17 protein-coding genes are annotated in these 15,931 nt (G+C 58.5%); 8 read left to right on the plus strand and 9 right to left on the minus strand.

Annotated elements, in window-relative coordinates; all coding sequences use genetic code 11:
- The first annotated feature begins 250 nt into the window (after positions 1-250).
- Both quiC and ACIPIN_RS22915 read left to right on the plus strand, forming a co-directional pair.
- Complete coding sequence (quiC, locus tag ACIPIN_RS22910) at positions 251-2,155, plus strand: 3-dehydroshikimate dehydratase QuiC (protein WP_401122476.1); 1,905 nt, start codon at positions 251-253, stop codon at positions 2,153-2,155.
- Positions 2,156-2,256: 101 nt separating this feature from the next.
- Positions 2,257-2,934, plus strand: coding sequence for a TetR/AcrR family transcriptional regulator (locus tag ACIPIN_RS22915; protein WP_401122479.1), 678 nt, complete (start codon positions 2,257-2,259; stop codon positions 2,932-2,934).
- Positions 2,935-3,039: 105 nt separating this feature from the next.
- On the opposite strand, the gene ACIPIN_RS22920 is transcribed toward ACIPIN_RS22915, so the two are convergent.
- Positions 3,040-3,894 (minus strand): shikimate dehydrogenase, encoded by an 855-nt coding sequence (locus tag ACIPIN_RS22920; RefSeq protein ID WP_401122481.1) that lies wholly within the window; start codon positions 3,892-3,894, stop codon positions 3,040-3,042.
- A gap of 5 nt (positions 3,895-3,899) precedes the next feature.
- Positions 3,900-4,340: a type II 3-dehydroquinate dehydratase gene (aroQ, locus tag ACIPIN_RS22925; protein ID WP_401122484.1), complete on the minus strand. Its 441-nt coding sequence runs from the start codon at positions 4,338-4,340 to the stop codon at positions 3,900-3,902.
- 297 nt (positions 4,341-4,637) lie between these two features.
- Here aroQ and ACIPIN_RS22930 point away from each other — a divergent pair, with 297 nt between their 5' ends.
- Positions 4,638-4,841 (plus strand): 4-oxalocrotonate tautomerase family protein, encoded by a 204-nt coding sequence (locus ACIPIN_RS22930; RefSeq protein ID WP_401122486.1) that lies wholly within the window; start codon positions 4,638-4,640, stop codon positions 4,839-4,841.
- 61 nt (positions 4,842-4,902) lie between these two features.
- Here the strand turns inward: ACIPIN_RS22930 and trmA are convergent, their stop codons facing one another.
- On the minus strand, positions 4,903-5,982 hold the full coding sequence (gene trmA / locus ACIPIN_RS22935; protein ID WP_401122489.1) for a tRNA (uridine(54)-C5)-methyltransferase TrmA: 1,080 nt from the start codon (positions 5,980-5,982) through the stop codon (positions 4,903-4,905).
- Positions 5,979-7,274: an NCS2 family permease gene (locus ACIPIN_RS22940; RefSeq protein ID WP_401122492.1), complete on the minus strand. Its 1,296-nt coding sequence runs from the start codon at positions 7,272-7,274 to the stop codon at positions 5,979-5,981. Before ACIPIN_RS22940 ends, trmA begins: the two co-directional genes overlap by 4 nt.
- Positions 7,275-7,490: 216 nt before the next feature.
- Here ACIPIN_RS22940 and ACIPIN_RS22945 point away from each other — a divergent pair, with 216 nt between their 5' ends.
- Positions 7,491-7,949 (plus strand): DUF4879 domain-containing protein, encoded by a 459-nt coding sequence (locus tag ACIPIN_RS22945; RefSeq protein WP_401122589.1) that lies wholly within the window; start codon positions 7,491-7,493, stop codon positions 7,947-7,949.
- A gap of 81 nt (positions 7,950-8,030) precedes the next feature.
- On the plus strand, positions 8,031-8,582 hold the full coding sequence (locus tag ACIPIN_RS22950) for a DJ-1 family glyoxalase III (protein ID WP_401122495.1): 552 nt from the start codon (positions 8,031-8,033) through the stop codon (positions 8,580-8,582).
- A 6-nt stretch (positions 8,583-8,588) separates the two neighbouring features.
- On the opposite strand, the gene ACIPIN_RS22955 is transcribed toward ACIPIN_RS22950, so the two are convergent.
- The 3 genes from ACIPIN_RS22955 to ACIPIN_RS22965 form a co-directional block, all read right to left on the minus strand.
- On the minus strand, positions 8,589-8,876 hold the full coding sequence (locus tag ACIPIN_RS22955) for a HigA family addiction module antitoxin (RefSeq protein ID WP_401122498.1): 288 nt from the start codon (positions 8,874-8,876) through the stop codon (positions 8,589-8,591).
- Between the two features lie 14 nt (positions 8,877-8,890).
- Positions 8,891-9,169: a type II toxin-antitoxin system RelE/ParE family toxin gene (locus ACIPIN_RS22960; protein ID WP_401122501.1), complete on the minus strand. Its 279-nt coding sequence runs from the start codon at positions 9,167-9,169 to the stop codon at positions 8,891-8,893.
- Between the two features lie 61 nt (positions 9,170-9,230).
- Positions 9,231-10,505 (minus strand): MFS transporter, encoded by a 1,275-nt coding sequence (locus ACIPIN_RS22965; protein WP_401122504.1) that lies wholly within the window; start codon positions 10,503-10,505, stop codon positions 9,231-9,233.
- Between the two features lie 397 nt (positions 10,506-10,902).
- On the opposite strand from ACIPIN_RS22965, the gene ACIPIN_RS22970 reads away from it, so the two are divergent.
- The 3 genes from ACIPIN_RS22970 to ACIPIN_RS22980 all read left to right on the plus strand — a co-directional run bounded on the left by ACIPIN_RS22970 (position 10,903) and on the right by ACIPIN_RS22980 (position 13,583).
- Positions 10,903-12,336: a cytochrome ubiquinol oxidase subunit I gene (locus ACIPIN_RS22970; protein ID WP_401122507.1), complete on the plus strand. Its 1,434-nt coding sequence runs from the start codon at positions 10,903-10,905 to the stop codon at positions 12,334-12,336.
- A gap of 3 nt (positions 12,337-12,339) precedes the next feature.
- Complete coding sequence (cydB, locus tag ACIPIN_RS22975; protein ID WP_123423562.1) at positions 12,340-13,347, plus strand: cytochrome d ubiquinol oxidase subunit II; 1,008 nt, start codon at positions 12,340-12,342, stop codon at positions 13,345-13,347.
- Positions 13,348-13,415: 68 nt separating this feature from the next.
- Positions 13,416-13,583, plus strand: coding sequence for a DUF2474 domain-containing protein (locus tag ACIPIN_RS22980; protein WP_123583190.1), 168 nt, complete (start codon positions 13,416-13,418; stop codon positions 13,581-13,583).
- A gap of 84 nt (positions 13,584-13,667) precedes the next feature.
- Here the strand turns inward: ACIPIN_RS22980 and ACIPIN_RS22985 are convergent, their stop codons facing one another.
- Positions 13,668-14,792: a methyltransferase gene (locus ACIPIN_RS22985; protein WP_401122510.1), complete on the minus strand. Its 1,125-nt coding sequence runs from the start codon at positions 14,790-14,792 to the stop codon at positions 13,668-13,670.
- 197 nt (positions 14,793-14,989) lie between these two features.
- Complete coding sequence (locus tag ACIPIN_RS22990; RefSeq protein ID WP_401122513.1) at positions 14,990-15,706, minus strand: autoinducer binding domain-containing protein; 717 nt, start codon at positions 15,704-15,706, stop codon at positions 14,990-14,992.
- Between the last annotated feature and the right edge of the window lie 225 nt (positions 15,707-15,931).

A 15,931-nucleotide genomic window follows, 5' to 3' on the forward strand; every position in this document is an offset into this window, starting at 1 on the left:
GACCGGACTCAATGTGCTGTCGATGGTGCGCAGTGAGCGAAAAATCGTCAATTCGCCAACAACCATTGTGTTCGATAATCGCACGGTAAACTAACCGGTTGGTACACTTTGAATTGCTCTGATCATTCATGCAGCCAATAATTTGCCTCAAGCTAAACGCGATCCCTCGTAGCAGCAGGCTACGCCAGCTGCTACGAAAAGCCGTGTTGTGCCTCTAACAAGATCAGCCCATCCCACCGGGAGTCGAAACATGCAGCGTTCCATTGCCACCGTTTCCTTGAGCGGTACCTTGCCGGAAAAACTCGAAGCCATCGCCGCCGCGGGTTTTGATGGGGTGGAGATTTTCGAGAACGACCTTCTGTACTACGACGGTAGCCCGCGTGAAATTAAACAGATGTGCGCTGACCTGGGCATCGCCATCACCCTGTTTCAACCCTTTCGTGATTTCGAAGGCTGTCGCCGCGAGCGTCTGCCGCGCAATCTGGAACGCGCCGAACGCAAGTTCGACCTGATGCAGGAGCTGGGCACCGACCTGGTGCTGGTGTGCAGCAACGCCTCGGCCGACAGCGTTGGCGATGAGCAGATTCTGGTCGAGGACTTGCGACTGCTGGCCGAGCGCGCCGGGGCTCGTGGCCTGCGGATCGGTTATGAAGCGCTGGCCTGGGGTCGGCATGTGAATACTTATCAACAGGTCTGGAACATCGTCCGTCAGGCAGATCATCCAAGTCTGGGGGTGTTGCTGGACAGCTTTCATACCTTGTCGCTCAAGGGCGATCCACGGGCTATCGCGGACATTCCCGGCGAGAAGATTTTCTTTGTGCAAATGGCCGATGCGCCGATCCTGGCGATGGATGTGCTGGAGTGGAGCCGACATTTTCGTTGCTTCCCCGGGCAGGGCGAGTTCGACTTGCCGGGTTTTCTCGCACCGATCATCCAGAGCGGTTACACCGGGCCGCTGTCGCTGGAAATTTTCAACGACGGATTCCGCGCCGCGCCACCACGGGCCAATGCCGCCGATGGCTTGCGCTCCTTGCTGTATCTGGAAGAGAAGACCCGAGCGCGTTTGCTGCAGCAACAAGCTATGCCCACGCCGAATCTCGATATTCTGTTCGCCACGCCGCCGGCCAGTGAGTACGACGGCATCGAGTTTCTTGAGTTCGCGGTGGACGAAAGCCTCGGCGCCAAGCTGTCCCATTGGCTGGAGCGACTGGGTTTCGTCAAGGCCGGTGAGCACCGCTCCAAGAACGTCACGTTGCTGCGTCAGGGCGATATCAACCTGATTCTCAACTCTGAACCCTATTCGTTTGCCCACAGCTTTTTTGAAGCGCACGGGCCGTCATTGTGCGCGACTGCGGTGCGGGTCAAGGACAGCGCCAGTGCGCTGGCCCGAGCGGTGGCGTACAAAGGACAACCCTATCGCGGGCTGGTCGGCCCCAATGAGCTGGAACTGGCGGCGGTCCGTGCGCCGGATGGCAGCCTGATTTATCTGGTGGATGAACACGCCGATGTCTACGGCACCGACTTCAGGTTGCAACCGACGGCAGCCAACGGTGGTGGACTCAAAAGGATCGACCACATGGCAATGGCGCTGCCGGCGGACAGCCTCGACAGTTGGGTGCTGTTCTACAAAAGCCTGCTGGATTTCGAGGCCGACGATGAAGTGGTGTTGCCTGATCCTTACGGCCTGGTGAAAAGTCGCGCGCTGCGCAGCCGTTGCAGCTCGATCCGTTTGCCTCTGAACATTTCCGAGAACCGCAACACCGCCATCTCACACGCCTTGTCCAGTTATCGCGGCTCCGGTGTGCATCATATAGCCTTCGACTGTGACGATATTTTCGCTGAAGTCAGTCGCGCCAAAGAGGCCGGCGTACCGCTGCTGGACATCCCGCTCAACTATTACGATGACCTTGCCGCGCGCTTTGATTTCGATGACGAGTTCCTCAGCGAGCTCGCCTATTACAACGTGCTGTATGACCGCGATGCCCAGGGTGGTGAGCTGTTTCATGTGTACACCGAACCCTTTGAAGGGCGTTTCTTCTTCGAAATCATCCAGCGCAAAAATGGTTACATGGGTTATGGCGCGGCCAACGTTGCGGTGCGTCTGGCGGCGATGGCGAAATCACGTAGCGGCGGCTTGCGTCACGCCAAGTTGTAGGAGAATCGTAAACGCAGGGGCAAACGGCCGTGGCGAAGCTTCCTTCACTGCATCGTGCGGCCCATAATCGCCAGCTGTGCAGTGAAGGCCATGAGCCCGGAATGAGAATGACCACAGAACTCACCGTCGCGCCCGACGAACCCTTGATCGAGCCGCGCAAGAGTCGTAAGAACAACCCGGAAAAGACCCGCGAGAACATTCTTCAAGAAGCCATTGTCGAGTTCGTTCAGCAGGGCCTGTCCGGCGCTCGTGTCGATGCTATCGCCGAACGCATCCACACCTCGAAACGGATGATCTATTACTACTTCGGTAGTAAGGAACAGCTCTACGTCGAGGTGCTGGAGAAGCTTTACGGCGACATCCGCAGCACTGAAAGTCGCTTGCACCTGGCTGAGCTGGAACCGCGTGAGGCGATCCGGCGGTTGGTGGAGTTCACCTTCGATCACCATGACCGCAACGTCGATTTTGTGCGCATCGTCAGTATCGAGAACATCCACAATGCCGAGTACGTGAAGCACTCCGAAGCGATCAAGGCGATGAACAATACGATCCTCGATTCGCTGGGCGTGATTCTGCGTCGCGGTGCCGAGGAGGGGGTGTTCCGCAGCGGGCTGGATCCGCTGGACGTGCATTTGCTGATCAGTTCGTTCTGTTTTTACCGGGTGTCGAACCGTCATACCTTCGGTGAGATTTTTCAGATCGACTTGCCGGACGAAACGATCAAGCAACGTCATCGCCAGATGATCTGCGAGTCAGTGCTGCGTTATTTACAGGCGTAATTCAGTCGTTAAAAGATCGCAGCCTGCGGCAGCTCCTACGGGCTGCGGAACGGCATGACACCCCGCCGCCTGTAGGAGCTGCCGCAGGCTGCGATCTTTTGATCTTCAACCATTCATGTTTTGAAAATGCGCAAGCATCCGCTGCGCATCCGGCACCACGCCGCTGAACAATTCAAAGGCCTTTACCGCCTGAAACACCGCCATGTTGCCGCCATCCAGGGTACGGCAACCCAATGCTTTGGCGTTGCGCAGCAGTTCGGTTTCCAGTGGAAAGTAAACAATCTCCGCGACCCACAGCTCGGCCCGCAGCAACTCCACTGGCACCGGCATGCCGGGCAGTTTGGCCATGCCCATCGGCGTGGTGTTTACCAGACCGTCGGCCTGAGCCAGCGCACTCGGCAGATCACTGCCGGCACAAGCACGACCGCTGCCAAAATGCTGGTTGAGGTTGTTCGCCAGGCTTTGTGCGCGGCTGCTGTCCACGTCGAAAATACTCAGCTGCTGCACGCCTTCACTCAACAGCGCGTGGGCGACTGCTGCCCCTGCACCGCCAGCGCCCATTTGGACGACGCGCTCGCGGGCAGTACCGTTCAAGCCACGCCGAAAACCCTCGGCAAAGCCCAGGCAATCGGTGTTGTGCCCGATGCGTTTTCCGTCTTTGAGCACTACGGTGTTCACTGCGCCAATGCCTCGGGCTTCTGGCGAGAGTTCGTCGAGCAACGGGATGATCGCCTGCTTGCACGGGAAGGTGACGTTCAGGCCGGTGAAGTTCATTCGTTCGGCCGCTATCAGCAGGTCGGGGAGGGCGCCGCTGTCGAGCTCCAACTGATCGAGGTCGATCAACCGATAGAGGTAGCGCAAGCCTTGGGCATCGCCCTCACGCTCATGAAGCGCAGGTGTTCGGGAGGCCTGGATGCCGGCGCCGATGAGTCCTGCGAGTACAGTGTTGTTATGCGACATGAGGCTCACCCCTTCAAGCGATGGCTGAAATGCTCCAGCGCCAGGCGATAGCCGTGGCTGCCAAAACCGCACAGGACTGCGGTGGCGATGGCCGAAACGAACGAGTGCTGACGGAACGGTTCACGTGCATGCACGTTGGACAGGTGTACTTCGATTACCGGTAACTCGCTGGCGATCAGCGCATCACGGATCGCCACCGAGGTGTGCGTCCAGGCTGCCGGGTTGATCACGATCCCGGCACAACGACCGCGTGCCGAGTGAATCCAGTCGAGCAATTCACCCTCGTGGTTGGTCTGGCGAAACTCCACCGCCAGACCGAACTCTTTGGCGGCTCGACCGCACAAGGCCGAAATGTCGGCCAGGGTTTCGTGGCCATAAGTCGCTGGCTCACGGGTGCCGAGCAGGTTCAGGTTCGGGCCGTTGAGCACCAGAACGATAGGGGGCATCGGGGATATCTCCATTGTTATTGTTGGCGTGGGTCGAGGGGAGCCCGCCTGTGGAGATAAATTGTACTAGCCGGTTAATTTGGTCAATTGAAGCTGAGCGGCAAGGCTCAAAGGACTGCAATAAGTGTTCGATGATCGGACAGTCGCTGTCATCTGCGTGCTCAGTGCGACGCGGTGCTTTACTTGACCAGCGCCGAATTCACCACCGGTCAGGTATTGGCTGTTGATGGAGGAATGAGCACTGGCAAGTGGTAAACATAGACTGCCTTTTTCTGATCACATGAATGGAGAAACATCATGCCTTTCGTAAGCGTGCGTATTACCCGCGACGGTGTCACCAAGGAACAGAAAGCCCAGGTCATCGCCGAAATCACCGATACCTTGCAACGGGTCCTCGGTAAACGGCCAGACCTGACCCACATCGTGATCGAAGAAATCGACACCGATAACTGGGGCTATGCCGGCATGACCACCACCGAGTATCGACAGCAGCAGGGATGAGTGGGTGCCACCCACAAAAAAGCCGTCTTCAAGACGGCTGATTTGTATTGAACGACTGCAATCAACGCCGGGTCAGCAAGACCCCGGACTCCATGTGGTGCGTCCACGGGAACTGATCGAACATCGCGCAGCGGGTGATGCGGTGGGTGTCGTGCAATTGGGCGATGTTGGCTGCCAGCGTTTCCGGGTTGCACGAGACGTACAGAATGTTCTCGAAGCGTCGGGTCAGCTCGCACGTGTCCGGGTCCATGCCGGCGCGCGGTGGGTCGACGAACACGCTACCGAACTCGTAGCTCTTCAGGTCGATGCCGTACAAACGGCGGAACGGGCGAACTTCATTCAGCGCTTCGGTCAGCTCTTCGGCAGACAGACGTACCAAGGTGACGTTATCCACAGCGTTTTCACTGAGGTTGCTCAGCGCCGCATTCACCGAGGTCTTGCTGATTTCGGTGGCCAGCACTTTACGCACGCGGGTCGCCAGCGGCAGGGTGAAGTTGCCGTTACCGCAATACAACTCCAGCAAATCGTCGGAACGATCGCCCAGGGCGTCGTAAGCCCAGTTGAGCATCTTCTGATTCACCGTGCCGTTTGGCTGGGTGAACGCGCCTTCCGGTTGGCGATAGCTGAAGGTGCGACCGCCGACTTGCAGTTTTTCGACCACGTAATCATGGCCAATCACTTCGCGTTTGCCCTTGGAACGACCGATCACGCTGACATTCAGGTCAGCGGCCAGTTTCGAAGCCGCCGTGTGCCAGTGCTCGTCCAGCGGGCGGTGATAACACAAGGTGATCATCGCATCGCCGGCCAGGGTGGTCAGGAACTCCACCTGAAACAGCTTGTGGCTCAGGGCGGCGCTGGCTTGCCAGGCGGCTTTGAGCTGCGGCATCAACTGGTTGATGCGCAGGCTTGCAATCGGGAATTCTTCGATCAGGATCGGCGTGCGTTTGTCTTCCTGGGAGAACATCGCGTAGTGACGCTCGCCGGCTTCGCGCCACAGGCGGAATTCGGCGCGCAGGCGAAAGTTCTTCAATGGCGAGTCGAACACCGCAGGTTCAGGTGCATCGAACGGCGCCAGCAGGTCACGCAAGCGCGTGGCCTTTTCTTCGAGCTGAGCAGTGTAAGCCTGGGAATCGAAAGTCATGCGTTGAACCAACCCAACTTGATCACGAACAGAATCGACAGAATCACCAACGCCGAGTTCAGTTCACGGCCACGGCCGGACAGCAACTTGATCGCGGTCCAGGAAATGAAACCGAACGCGATACCGTTGGCGATGGAGTAAGTGAACGGCATGGCCAGCGCGGTAACCACCACAGGCGCGGCGACGGTGATGTCGTCCCAGTCTATTTCCGCCAGTCCCGAGGTCATCAGTACCGCGACGAACAGCAGGGCGGGTGCGGTGGCGAACGCCGGTACGCTGCTGGCCAGCGGTGCGAAGAACAGCGCCAGCAGGAACAGGACCGCCACGACTACCGCCGTCAGACCGGTACGGCCGCCGGCGCTGACGCCCGCTGCCGACTCGATGTAACTGGTAGTCGTCGAGGTGCCCAGCAGGGAACCGGCCATGGCCGCGGTGCTGTCGGCGATCAGCGCACGACCCATTTTTGGCATGTGGCCGTCCTTGCCCATCAGGCCGGCGCGCTTGGCGACGCCGATCAGGGTGCCGGAGTTGTCGAACAGATCGACGAACAGGAAAGCGAAAATCACGCTGACCAGACCGATGTCCAACGCGCCCTTGATGTCCAGTTGCAGGAAGGTCGGCGCCAGCGAAGGTGGCATCGCCATCACGCCGCCGAACGGTGTGAAGCCCAAGGCGATGGAAACGATGGTCACGGCCAGGATGCCGATCAGTACCGCACCGCGCACTTTCAGGGCTTCAAGGGCAACGATCAGTGCAAAACCCAGAGTCGCGAGGATCGGTGCCGGTTGTTTCAGGTCGCCGAGGCCAACCATGGTCGCCGGGTTGCTGACCACGATACCGGCGTTGTGCAGGGCGATCAGCGCCAGGAACAGGCCGATACCGGCGGCAATCGCCGAGCGCAACGCCAGCGGGATGCTGTTGATGATCCATTCGCGGATGCGAAAGATCGACAACAGGAAAAACATGACCGCCGAGATGAACACCGCACCCAGCGCCACTTGCCAGGTGTGGCCCATGTGCAGAACCACGGTGTAGGTAAAGAAGGCGTTCAGACCCATGCCCGGTGCCAGCGCGATCGGGTAGTTGGCGATCAGGCCCATGGTCGTCGAGCCGATGGCCGCAGCCAGGCACGTTGCGACAAACACCGCGCCCTTGTCCATGCCGGTCTCGCCGAGGATGCTCGGGTTGACGAACAGAATGTAGGCCATGGCCAAAAAGGTCGTGATACCGGCAAGAATCTCGGTACGCACGTTAGTGTTGTGTGCCTTGAGTTGAAACAGCCTTTCCAGCATGTCTGCTCCCCGTGGCGCGCCCGGCGCCGTGAATGTATCGACTTCAACAGCAAAGCACAGGCCGTGCCAGGCGCCTGAGTATTTTCTGTCGGTCGGAAAAAGCCGCGCATCATACCAGCAGCGTGCGGCTATGGCTGCCTAATGGCGTTGATCGTCGGCGATGTTTTACCGTCCGGGGGAGTGGGGGCATACTGCGCGCTGGTTTCAGGAGTGGCTATGTCTTCTATAAAGAGCAGGATGATTCTGGTATTTGGCCTGTTTGGCACCTTGTTGGTCGGCGCACAAACCGCAATGGCGGCGTCCGCACCGCCGCTGAGTGAGGTCAAGGTCCTCAAGGTCCAGTCGACCTCCTGCGGCATTGAAAATATTGCTGAAGGGCAGGAGAAGACGCAGTGCGATCACTCAGGCCCCAACATCAAGATCTATGTGCTGGAGATCGGCTACGGCCGCCTGCCGAATGCAACGCTGGACGGCTTTGAAGTCAATGGTGTGCGGACCCCTGTCTGCGCGTACGGCAACGGCAATCTGGCAGAGTGCTCCGGCATGGCCAGCAAGATCGTCGGCAATCTCTACATCTTTGATCTGGCGGGTAAGCAGGAAGGGACGTTCACCTTCAGCAATACCTCGATCAATGCTCCCGGCAATACGATGTCGACGCAGCTGTACATCAAGTAGCTTTCATTGGGTAACAGCACCGCTCGAACATCTGTCAGCAAAGCTGACTACGCTTTAAAGATCACCCTGTGGACGCAGACCATGACCTTTAGAGCCCTGATTACCCTTGCCGAAGGTATCGACGACCTGCAAGGCGTGACACTGATCGACGTGTTACGCCGTGCGAAAGTCGAAGTGGTGGTGGCGAGCATCGAATCGCGGCGCATGCTCACCTGCGCCCGTGGCACCCGTCTGACCGCCGATGCGATGTTGGTCGATGTGCTGGCACAACCGTTCGATCTGGTCGTTTTGCCCGGCGGTGCCGTGGGCGCTCAGCGCCTGGCAGCTCATCAACCCTTGTTACAGCTGGTCAAGGATCAATCCGCCGCCGGGCGCCTGTTTGCCGCTATCGCCGAGTCACCGGCGCTGGCGCTGCAAGACTTTGGCGTATTGCGTCAGCGACGCATGACCTGTCTTCCCGCCGCCAGCCATCATTTGCTCGGCTGCACATTCGTCGATCAACCCGTGGTCGTCGACGGCAACTGCATCACCGCCCAAGGTTCGAGCGCTGCCCTGGCGTTTGCGTTGATGCTGGTTGAACGATTGTGTGGCAAGGCCGTCAGGGCTGCAGTGGCGGGGGAGTTGCTGGTGTAGCGGCTTTCACGCATGAGTGGCGAAACGCTCGATGGGCGGTTGTTCGCGGTGCTCGGCTTGCCAGAGATCGTAGTCAGTCTGAACGCCTAGCCAGGTTCTCGCCTTGCCGATACCGGCGCGCTCCAGCCGTACCGCGAGGTCCGGACTGATGGGAGCATGACCATGCAGCACTCGCGAAAAATGTGGGCGGGCGTAGCCCAGCCGCCTGGCCAGCTCGGTGACGCTGATGCCAAGCTCCGGCAACACATCCAGCAGAAGTGTTTCGCCAGGGTGTGGCGGGTTGTGCATGGGCATGTCCTGCCTCCTGTTCAGTGATAGTCCAGATAATCGACCAGTTCGATGTCCGAACCGATAAAGCGAAAAATCAGCCGCCAGTTCCCGGAAACGCTCAGTGACCAGTAGGTCTGAAGATCACCCTTGAGCGGGTGCAATCGCCAACCGGGAAGATCCAGGTCGCTCGGACTCATGGCGCGATCCATGAATGGCAGCATACGAGCCAGGCGTTTCGCATGATCGGCGCGGATCCCGCGAGTCGAACCGGTTTCATAGAAGCCACGAAGGCCTTTGTGCTGAAAGGATTTGATCATGGCGTCAGTGTAAGGCGATACATTACACCTTATGCACTAACTATGTACCGCCCTACGTCGCCTAAATGCTGCTTTGTTTACCTGGCAAGCTTTCAGTGCAGGCTTTCGGCTCATCCACCGGTACATGCATGCGATCGCGTTGGGCCAGGGTCGGGAACAGTTTGATCCACGTCCCGGTGACCAGCAGCGTACCGATCCCGCCCATGACCACCGCCGGTACGGTGCCGAACCAATGGGCGGTGAGGCCGGATTCGAACTCGCCTAATTGGTTCGAGGCGCCGATGAACAAACCGTTCACCGCGCTGACCCGTCCGCGCATTTCGTCCGGAGTTTCCAGTTGCACGAAGGACGCGCGGATCACCATGCTGATCATGTCTGCCGCGCCGAGCACCACCAGCACCGCCAGCGAGAACCAGAACGAGGTCGACAGGCCGAAGGCGATGGTCGCGACGCCGAATACCCCGACGGCCGTGAACATGACCCGTCCGACATTACGTTCCACAGCAAATCGTGCCAGCCATAGTGACATCAGCAAGGCACCGACCGCTGGCGCCGAGCGCAGCAGACCCAGCCCCCAGGGGCCGGTCAACAGGATGTCCTTGGCAAATACCGGCAGCAGCGCCGTGGCGCCACCGAGCAATACCGCGAACAAGTCCAGTGAGATTGCGCCAAGGATGTCCGGGCGACTGCGAATGAAGCGAATCCCGGCAAGCAACGAATCCAGGGTCGCCTTGCCCTTGTTCAGTGGGGTTTGCCGTGCGGGCAGGTTGAGCATCAGGATGCAGGCGATGAGGTACAGAATCACCGTCGGGCCATACACCCAGACGCTGCCGAAGGCATACAGCAAACCGCCTAGCGCAGGCGCGACAATGGTCGCCGATTGCTGAGCCGACTGGGACGCCGCCACTGCACGCGGAAACAGTGCGCTGGGGACGATGGTCGGCAGCAGCGCCTGAGTGGTCGGCATTTCGAACGACCGGGCGCCGCCGAGCAGGAACGCGAGGATGAAGATCATCTCGCGGGTGACATGGTCGGTAGCACTGCCGATGGCCAGGGCGAGGGCGATCATCGCCTGCAACGACTGGCAGATGGCCGCGACCTTGCGCCGGTCATAGCGGTCCGCCACATGCCCGGTGTGGAGCATGAACAACACTCGTGGCGCGAACTCCACCAGCCCGACCAGCCCCAGGTCCAGCACATTACCGGTCAGTTGGTAGAGGTTCCAGCCGATCGCCACGGTGAGCATCTGGAAACCACTGGCTGTGAATACTCGTGCCAACCAGAACGCAATGAACGGGCGGTGATGGCGCAATAACAACGGAGCTTGGGTTGGCATCGGCAGGCAGGTCTGGGCGGGGGAAAATCGAGATTATCACCAAGTTGTAACCTGAAGTTGCATGTGCGGGGAATTCAGTTAGCTAGACACCTATCCTGGAGCCCGCGTCGTACCTTCGCCACAGCAAATACCGCGACCCTGAACACAGCGGTGAGGCAACCTGTCACGCGGCAAAAGACCACACAGTCGGGCGCTGAAAATGGGACTACTCTTTCATCGTTACTTGATCCAGATCAAAACCCTTGGTGGATTTGCTCTGACGGCCAGATGGCCAGACTCCCTGCGTTGCGATGGTTGTAAAAAAACAACGAATTTGAATTCGCCACACTCCATAACCGTGGGGGCGGTGGGTGCAGGCTTCCAGCCAGCAGCCGTATTACCTGACAGAGGAAGACTTATGTTCGGTTTGGAGGCACTTGATCTCGCCCGAATTCAGTTCGCGTTCACCATCTCATTTCACATCCTGTTCCCGGCGATCACCATCGGCCTGGCGAGTTACCTGGCGGTGCTCGAAGGCTTGTGGCTGAAGACCCACAACGACACTTACCGTGATCTGTACCACTTCTGGTCGAAGATCTTTGCCGTCAACTTCGGCATGGGCGTGGTGTCTGGATTGGTCATGGCCTATCAATTCGGCACCAACTGGAGCCGTTTCTCTGACTTCGCCGGCTCCGTCACCGGACCGCTGCTGACCTATGAAGTGCTCACGGCGTTCTTCCTCGAAGCCGGTTTCCTCGGCGTCATGCTGTTTGGCTGGAACAAGGTCGGGCGCAAGCTGCACTTTTTCGCCACGGTCATGGTGGCCATCGGTACGTTGATCTCGACGTTCTGGATTCTCGCCTCCAACAGCTGGATGCAAACCCCGCAGGGCTACGAAATCGTTAACGGCCAAGTCATCCCGGTGGACTGGATCGCGGTGATTTTCAACCCGTCGTTCCCGTACCGCTTGATGCACATGGCCACGGCAGCCTTTGTGGCCACGGCATTCTTCGTTGGTTCGTCAGCCGCCTGGCATCTGTTGCGGGGCCGTGATAACCCGGCGATCCGCACCATGCTGTCGATGGCGATGTGGATGGCCTTGATCGTCGCGCCCATTCAGGCGGTGATTGGTGACTTCCACGGCCTTAACACGCTCGAGCATCAGCCGGCAAAAATCGCCGCGATCGAAGGTCACTGGGAAAACGTCGGCAATGAACCGACCCCGCTGATCCTGTTCGGCTGGCCGGACATGAAAGCCGAGAAGACCAAGTTCGCGGTAGAGATTCCGTACCTGGGCAGCCTGATCCTGACTCACTCGCTGGATAAACAGGTCCCGGCGCTCAAGGAGTTCGCGCCTGAAGACCGGCCGAATTCGACCATAGTGTTCTGGTCATTCCGGATCATGGTCGGGTTGGGCTTCCTGATGATCTTCACCGGCTTGTGGAGTCTGTGGCTGCGCAAGCGTGACAGGCTGTATTCGAACCGTGCGTTCCTCTACCTGGCCTTGTGGATGGGGCCATCGGGCCTGATCGCGATTCTCGCCGGTTGGTTCACCACTGAAATCGGTCGTCAGCCATGGGTGGTGTACGGGCTGATGCGCACTGCCGACGCTTCATCCATGCACAGTTTCTTGCAGATGAGCATTACGCTGGCGCTGTTCGTCGTGGTCTATTTCTCGCTGTTTGGTGTTGGACTGGGCTACATGATGCGACTGGTGCGCAAAGGTCCGAAAATCAACGAAGGTGCTGAAACGAGCCACGGTGGCCCTGGTCAACAACGCACGCCGGCCCGTCCGCTTTCCGCGGCCGACGATAACGGTGATCACAGCCACAGCCTGAACAAGGGGAATTGAGTCATGGGTATTGATCTTCCGCTGATCTGGGCCGTGATCATCATCTTCGGCATCATGATGTACGTGGTCATGGATGGCTTTGACCTGGGAATTGGCATTCTCTTTCCCTTTATCAAGGGAGACCGTGACCGCGACGTGATGATGAACACCGTCGCGCCGGTCTGGGACGGTAATGAAACCTGGCTGGTATTGGGTGGCGCGGCGTTGTTTGGCGCCTTCCCGCTGGCGTATTCGGTGGTGCTGTCGGCGTTGTACCTGCCGCTGATCCTGATGCTGATCGGGTTGATCTTCCGTGGTGTGGCGTTCGAGTTCCGCTTCAAGGCCAAGGACGACAAACGGCACATCTGGGACAAGTGCTTCATCGGCGGCTCGCTGACGGCGACGTTCTTTCAGGGCGTGGCACTGGGGGCGTTCATCGACGGTATACCGGTGGTCAATCGGCAGTTCGCGGGCGGCACGCTGGACTGGCTGACACCGTTCTCGCTGTTCTGTGGCGTGGCGCTGATCGTCGCTTATGCGTTGCTCGGCTGCACTTGGCTGATCATGAAAACCGAAGGCAAGTTGCAGGAGCAGATGCACAATCTGGCGCGACCACTGGCGTTTGTGGTGTTGGCGGTGACCGGTATCGTCAGCATCTGGACCCCGCTGGCGCATGCCGAGATTGCTGCGCGCTGGTTCACCCTGCCAAACCTGTTCTGGTTCCTGCCGGTGCCAATCCTGGTGCTGGTGACGATGTACGGTTTACTGCGCGCTGTGGCCCGTAACGCTCACTACACACCGTTCCTGTTGACCCTGGTGCTGATCTTCCTCGGCTACAGCGGTCTGGGTATCAGCCTGTGGCCGAACATCGTGCCGCCGTCGATCTCGATCTGGGACGCCGCCGCACCGCCGCAAAGCCAGGGCTTCATGTTGGTCGGCACCTTGTTCATCATCCCGTTCATTCTGGGCTACACCTTCTGGAGCTACTACGTGTTCCGCGGCAAGGTGACCCACGAAGACGGTTACCACTAGCAGGCGTAGAGCTTGCTCGCGATGGCGTCCAGACAGGCGCCATCAAACCCAGACCGAGGACCCGGGCAATGGCTGATAAACATTCTTTGCAGGAAATCGAGCAGGCTGAAAAGAAACCGCTCTGGCAGCGGCTCGGTTGGCTGGCAATGATCTGGACCGGCAGCGTACTGGCGTTGTTTGTTGTGGCCAGCCTGATGCGCATGTTCATGAATGCTGCTGGCCTGACCACTCACTGAACGACCCGAACATCCCATCCCGTGCCTTGCGGCACGGATTTATAACCCTCCGCTGGAGGGTTTTTTTTGCCTGGGCGCTGGCCGTTATTTACGGGCCTTGAGGATCACGAATTTGGGCGTTGCCGCGACCTGCTCGACACCCCGGAACAGGCGCGCCAGTTTGCTGTGATAACCCAGGTGACGGTTACCGACGATGTACAGCGCGCCCCCCACCACCAGCGCTTCGCGAGCCTGCTGGAACATCCGCCAGGCGAGGAAGTCACCGACCACTTGTTGTTGATGGAAGGGTGGATTGCACAGCACCACGTCCAGCGACTGCGGTTCCTGCCCGGCCAGACCATCGCCCGCGCGCACGATGACTTCGCGCTCACCGAGGGCGGCCTGCCAGTTTTCGGTAGCGGACTGCACGGCCATGAACGACTCGTCCACCAGCGTGTAGTGGGCTTGAGGGTTTTGCAGGGCGCTGGCGATTGCCAACACACCGTTGCCGCAACCCAGGTCGGCGACCCGCGCGTTACCGAGGTTTTTCGGCAGGTGAGGGAGGAATGCCCGGGTGCCGATGTCCAGACCTTCGCGACAGAACACGTTGGCGTGGTTGAGAAGCTCGATCGCCGGTTCGTCGAGTTTGTAACGAGTCGGGTAGGGCGACTGTGCAGGTTGTCTGGCGTCGAGTGTGGCAATCAGCAAGCGGGCTTTCTTGACCGCAAGCGAAGCTTGCACCGGGCCGATGTAGCGCTCCAGCAGATCCCCCGCTGCCCGCGGCAGGTGTTTGACCATGGCCGCAGCAACCACCTGCGCATCGGGTGCCAGTTGATCCCGCAGGCGGATCAACTGCTCTTCCAGCAACGCCAGGGTTTTGGGAACCCGGATCAATACCCGATCGAACGGTCCGACCAGTGGCGCACTGGCGGGAAGCACCGACACGGCATCAAAGGGAAGCCCGTTACGTATCAGGTTCTTTTCCAATGCCTGGGCTGCGAGAAACGAATCACCGCTACTGGTGACCTGAACCTTGCCGACAAGGCTCGCCGCCAATGCACCAAAACTGTCATTGAGCACCAGCACACGGGTATCGGCGTTGGGCTGCTGTTCGGCCAGATGGTTGAGCAGGTACTCGTCGGCCGCATCGAAAGCTTGCAGTGGTTCGTTTTGCTGTTCAGGTTGGCGAATCAGGTCGAGTTGGGCGAAGGGGCTTTCGAGCAGGGGCATGAGGCGGGACTCTGGATAATCAACGGGTGCCCCGCGGTTTCGCACGTATTGAATGCTGGCGGGACCGTCTGAGGGAACTTCGTCGCGATGTCTCTCGCGTCATCACTCAGAGGGATGTAAATGGTACGTTTTTTTCCGTCGGATTACTTGCAGGTTTTCCGTCGTGCTCAGCGCTGACACGCTGCGGTGGTTGAGGTTTAGATCAAATGACTCTTTGCAGCATGCACCACGGCAGATATCTTGTTGGTGACGCCCAGTTTCCTGATCGCGCTCCCAATGTGGAAATTCACCGTACGCGGGCTGAGATTGAGGATGATCCCGATGTCCAAGGCGGTCTTGCCTTCCGCAGACCACTTCAGCACCTCCGTTTCTCGAGGCGATAAATGAATCGCGCTCACGCCCCCCGGAGTCTTGCTGGTCAGCTTTTGCGTGGCGAGTGCGTGCAGCTTATGGCTGATGAACGTCGCGTAACCGAGGTTTTCATAGAGTTCATAAGCGCTGATCCGGCAATGGCTTCGGGCGACGCTGAGCATGCTGCTGTTGTGGTGGTTAAGGTCATGTACCGGCTGTGACCAACCGTACTGTAAGCCTTGCTCCGCGAGCGTGCGCCAGAGCTCGGGCACCTTGGCGAAGGTATCTCTGTCCCAGAGGATGGGCAGCATTGAGTGATTGCAATGAGCTACTATTGGATCTATCGTACAGTAGTTTTCTTGTTCATAGTGCGTGTTCCAGCCAAGTGCGTAATTATTATGATTTACGTCATTAAAACAATGGTTTGTCGCATGAGAAATCATCGAAAATGCGCAGTATTCATAACCAAGGTTGTTAAAGAAATTGAGTGCGATTTTGTAAGCATTTTCAATGCTTGACTCATAAATCAGCTGTTTGAGCTGGGCCTCCTTCCAGATATCCATAGAACCCTCTCCTTCATGTTGCTTGGTGGATGCTGATTGGATCCAATCTTACGCGTCACGATTGTAGGATAAATCTCACTCGCATGAAGGGATCTTTTTGTTCTTGAACGGCCCGTTAAGTGAATAGCCGGTTCTTAGAATGGCAGTATCTGTAAAGAACACGAGGGTTCGACTGTTATTTATAGTGTTAAATTATTTTTATATTCGGCAGCGGTTCCAGCGTTT

The organism is Pseudomonas sp. NPDC087697, from assembly GCF_044743155.1.
Lineage (GTDB): Bacteria > Pseudomonadota > Gammaproteobacteria > Pseudomonadales > Pseudomonadaceae > Aquipseudomonas.

Bases quoted from the DNA above. Each gene is read 5' to 3' on its own strand.
- quiC (WP_401122476.1), top strand. From the start codon at position 251: ATGCAGCGTTCCATTGCCACCGTTTCCTTGAGCGGTACCTTGCCGGAA.
- ACIPIN_RS22915 (WP_401122479.1), top strand. From the start codon at position 2,257: ATGAGAATGACCACAGAACTCACCGTCGCGCCCGACGAACCCTTGATC.
- ACIPIN_RS22920 (WP_401122481.1), bottom strand. From the start codon at position 3,894: ATGTCGCATAACAACACTGTACTCGCAGGACTCATCGGCGCCGGCATC.
- aroQ (WP_401122484.1), bottom strand. From the start codon at position 4,340: ATGCCCCCTATCGTTCTGGTGCTCAACGGCCCGAACCTGAACCTGCTC.
- ACIPIN_RS22930 (WP_401122486.1), top strand. From the start codon at position 4,638: ATGCCTTTCGTAAGCGTGCGTATTACCCGCGACGGTGTCACCAAGGAA.
- trmA (WP_401122489.1), bottom strand. From the start codon at position 5,982: ATGACTTTCGATTCCCAGGCTTACACTGCTCAGCTCGAAGAAAAGGCC.
- ACIPIN_RS22940 (WP_401122492.1), bottom strand. From the start codon at position 7,274: ATGCTGGAAAGGCTGTTTCAACTCAAGGCACACAACACTAACGTGCGT.
- ACIPIN_RS22945 (WP_401122589.1), top strand. From the start codon at position 7,491: ATGTCTTCTATAAAGAGCAGGATGATTCTGGTATTTGGCCTGTTTGGC.
- ACIPIN_RS22950 (WP_401122495.1), top strand. From the start codon at position 8,031: ATGACCTTTAGAGCCCTGATTACCCTTGCCGAAGGTATCGACGACCTG.
- ACIPIN_RS22955 (WP_401122498.1), bottom strand. From the start codon at position 8,876: ATGCCCATGCACAACCCGCCACACCCTGGCGAAACACTTCTGCTGGAT.
- ACIPIN_RS22960 (WP_401122501.1), bottom strand. From the start codon at position 9,169: ATGATCAAATCCTTTCAGCACAAAGGCCTTCGTGGCTTCTATGAAACC.
- ACIPIN_RS22965 (WP_401122504.1), bottom strand. From the start codon at position 10,505: ATGCCAACCCAAGCTCCGTTGTTATTGCGCCATCACCGCCCGTTCATT.
- ACIPIN_RS22970 (WP_401122507.1), top strand. From the start codon at position 10,903: ATGTTCGGTTTGGAGGCACTTGATCTCGCCCGAATTCAGTTCGCGTTC.
- cydB (WP_123423562.1), top strand. From the start codon at position 12,340: ATGGGTATTGATCTTCCGCTGATCTGGGCCGTGATCATCATCTTCGGC.
- ACIPIN_RS22980 (WP_123583190.1), top strand. From the start codon at position 13,416: ATGGCTGATAAACATTCTTTGCAGGAAATCGAGCAGGCTGAAAAGAAA.
- ACIPIN_RS22985 (WP_401122510.1), bottom strand. From the start codon at position 14,792: ATGCCCCTGCTCGAAAGCCCCTTCGCCCAACTCGACCTGATTCGCCAA.
- ACIPIN_RS22990 (WP_401122513.1), bottom strand. From the start codon at position 15,706: ATGGATATCTGGAAGGAGGCCCAGCTCAAACAGCTGATTTATGAGTCA.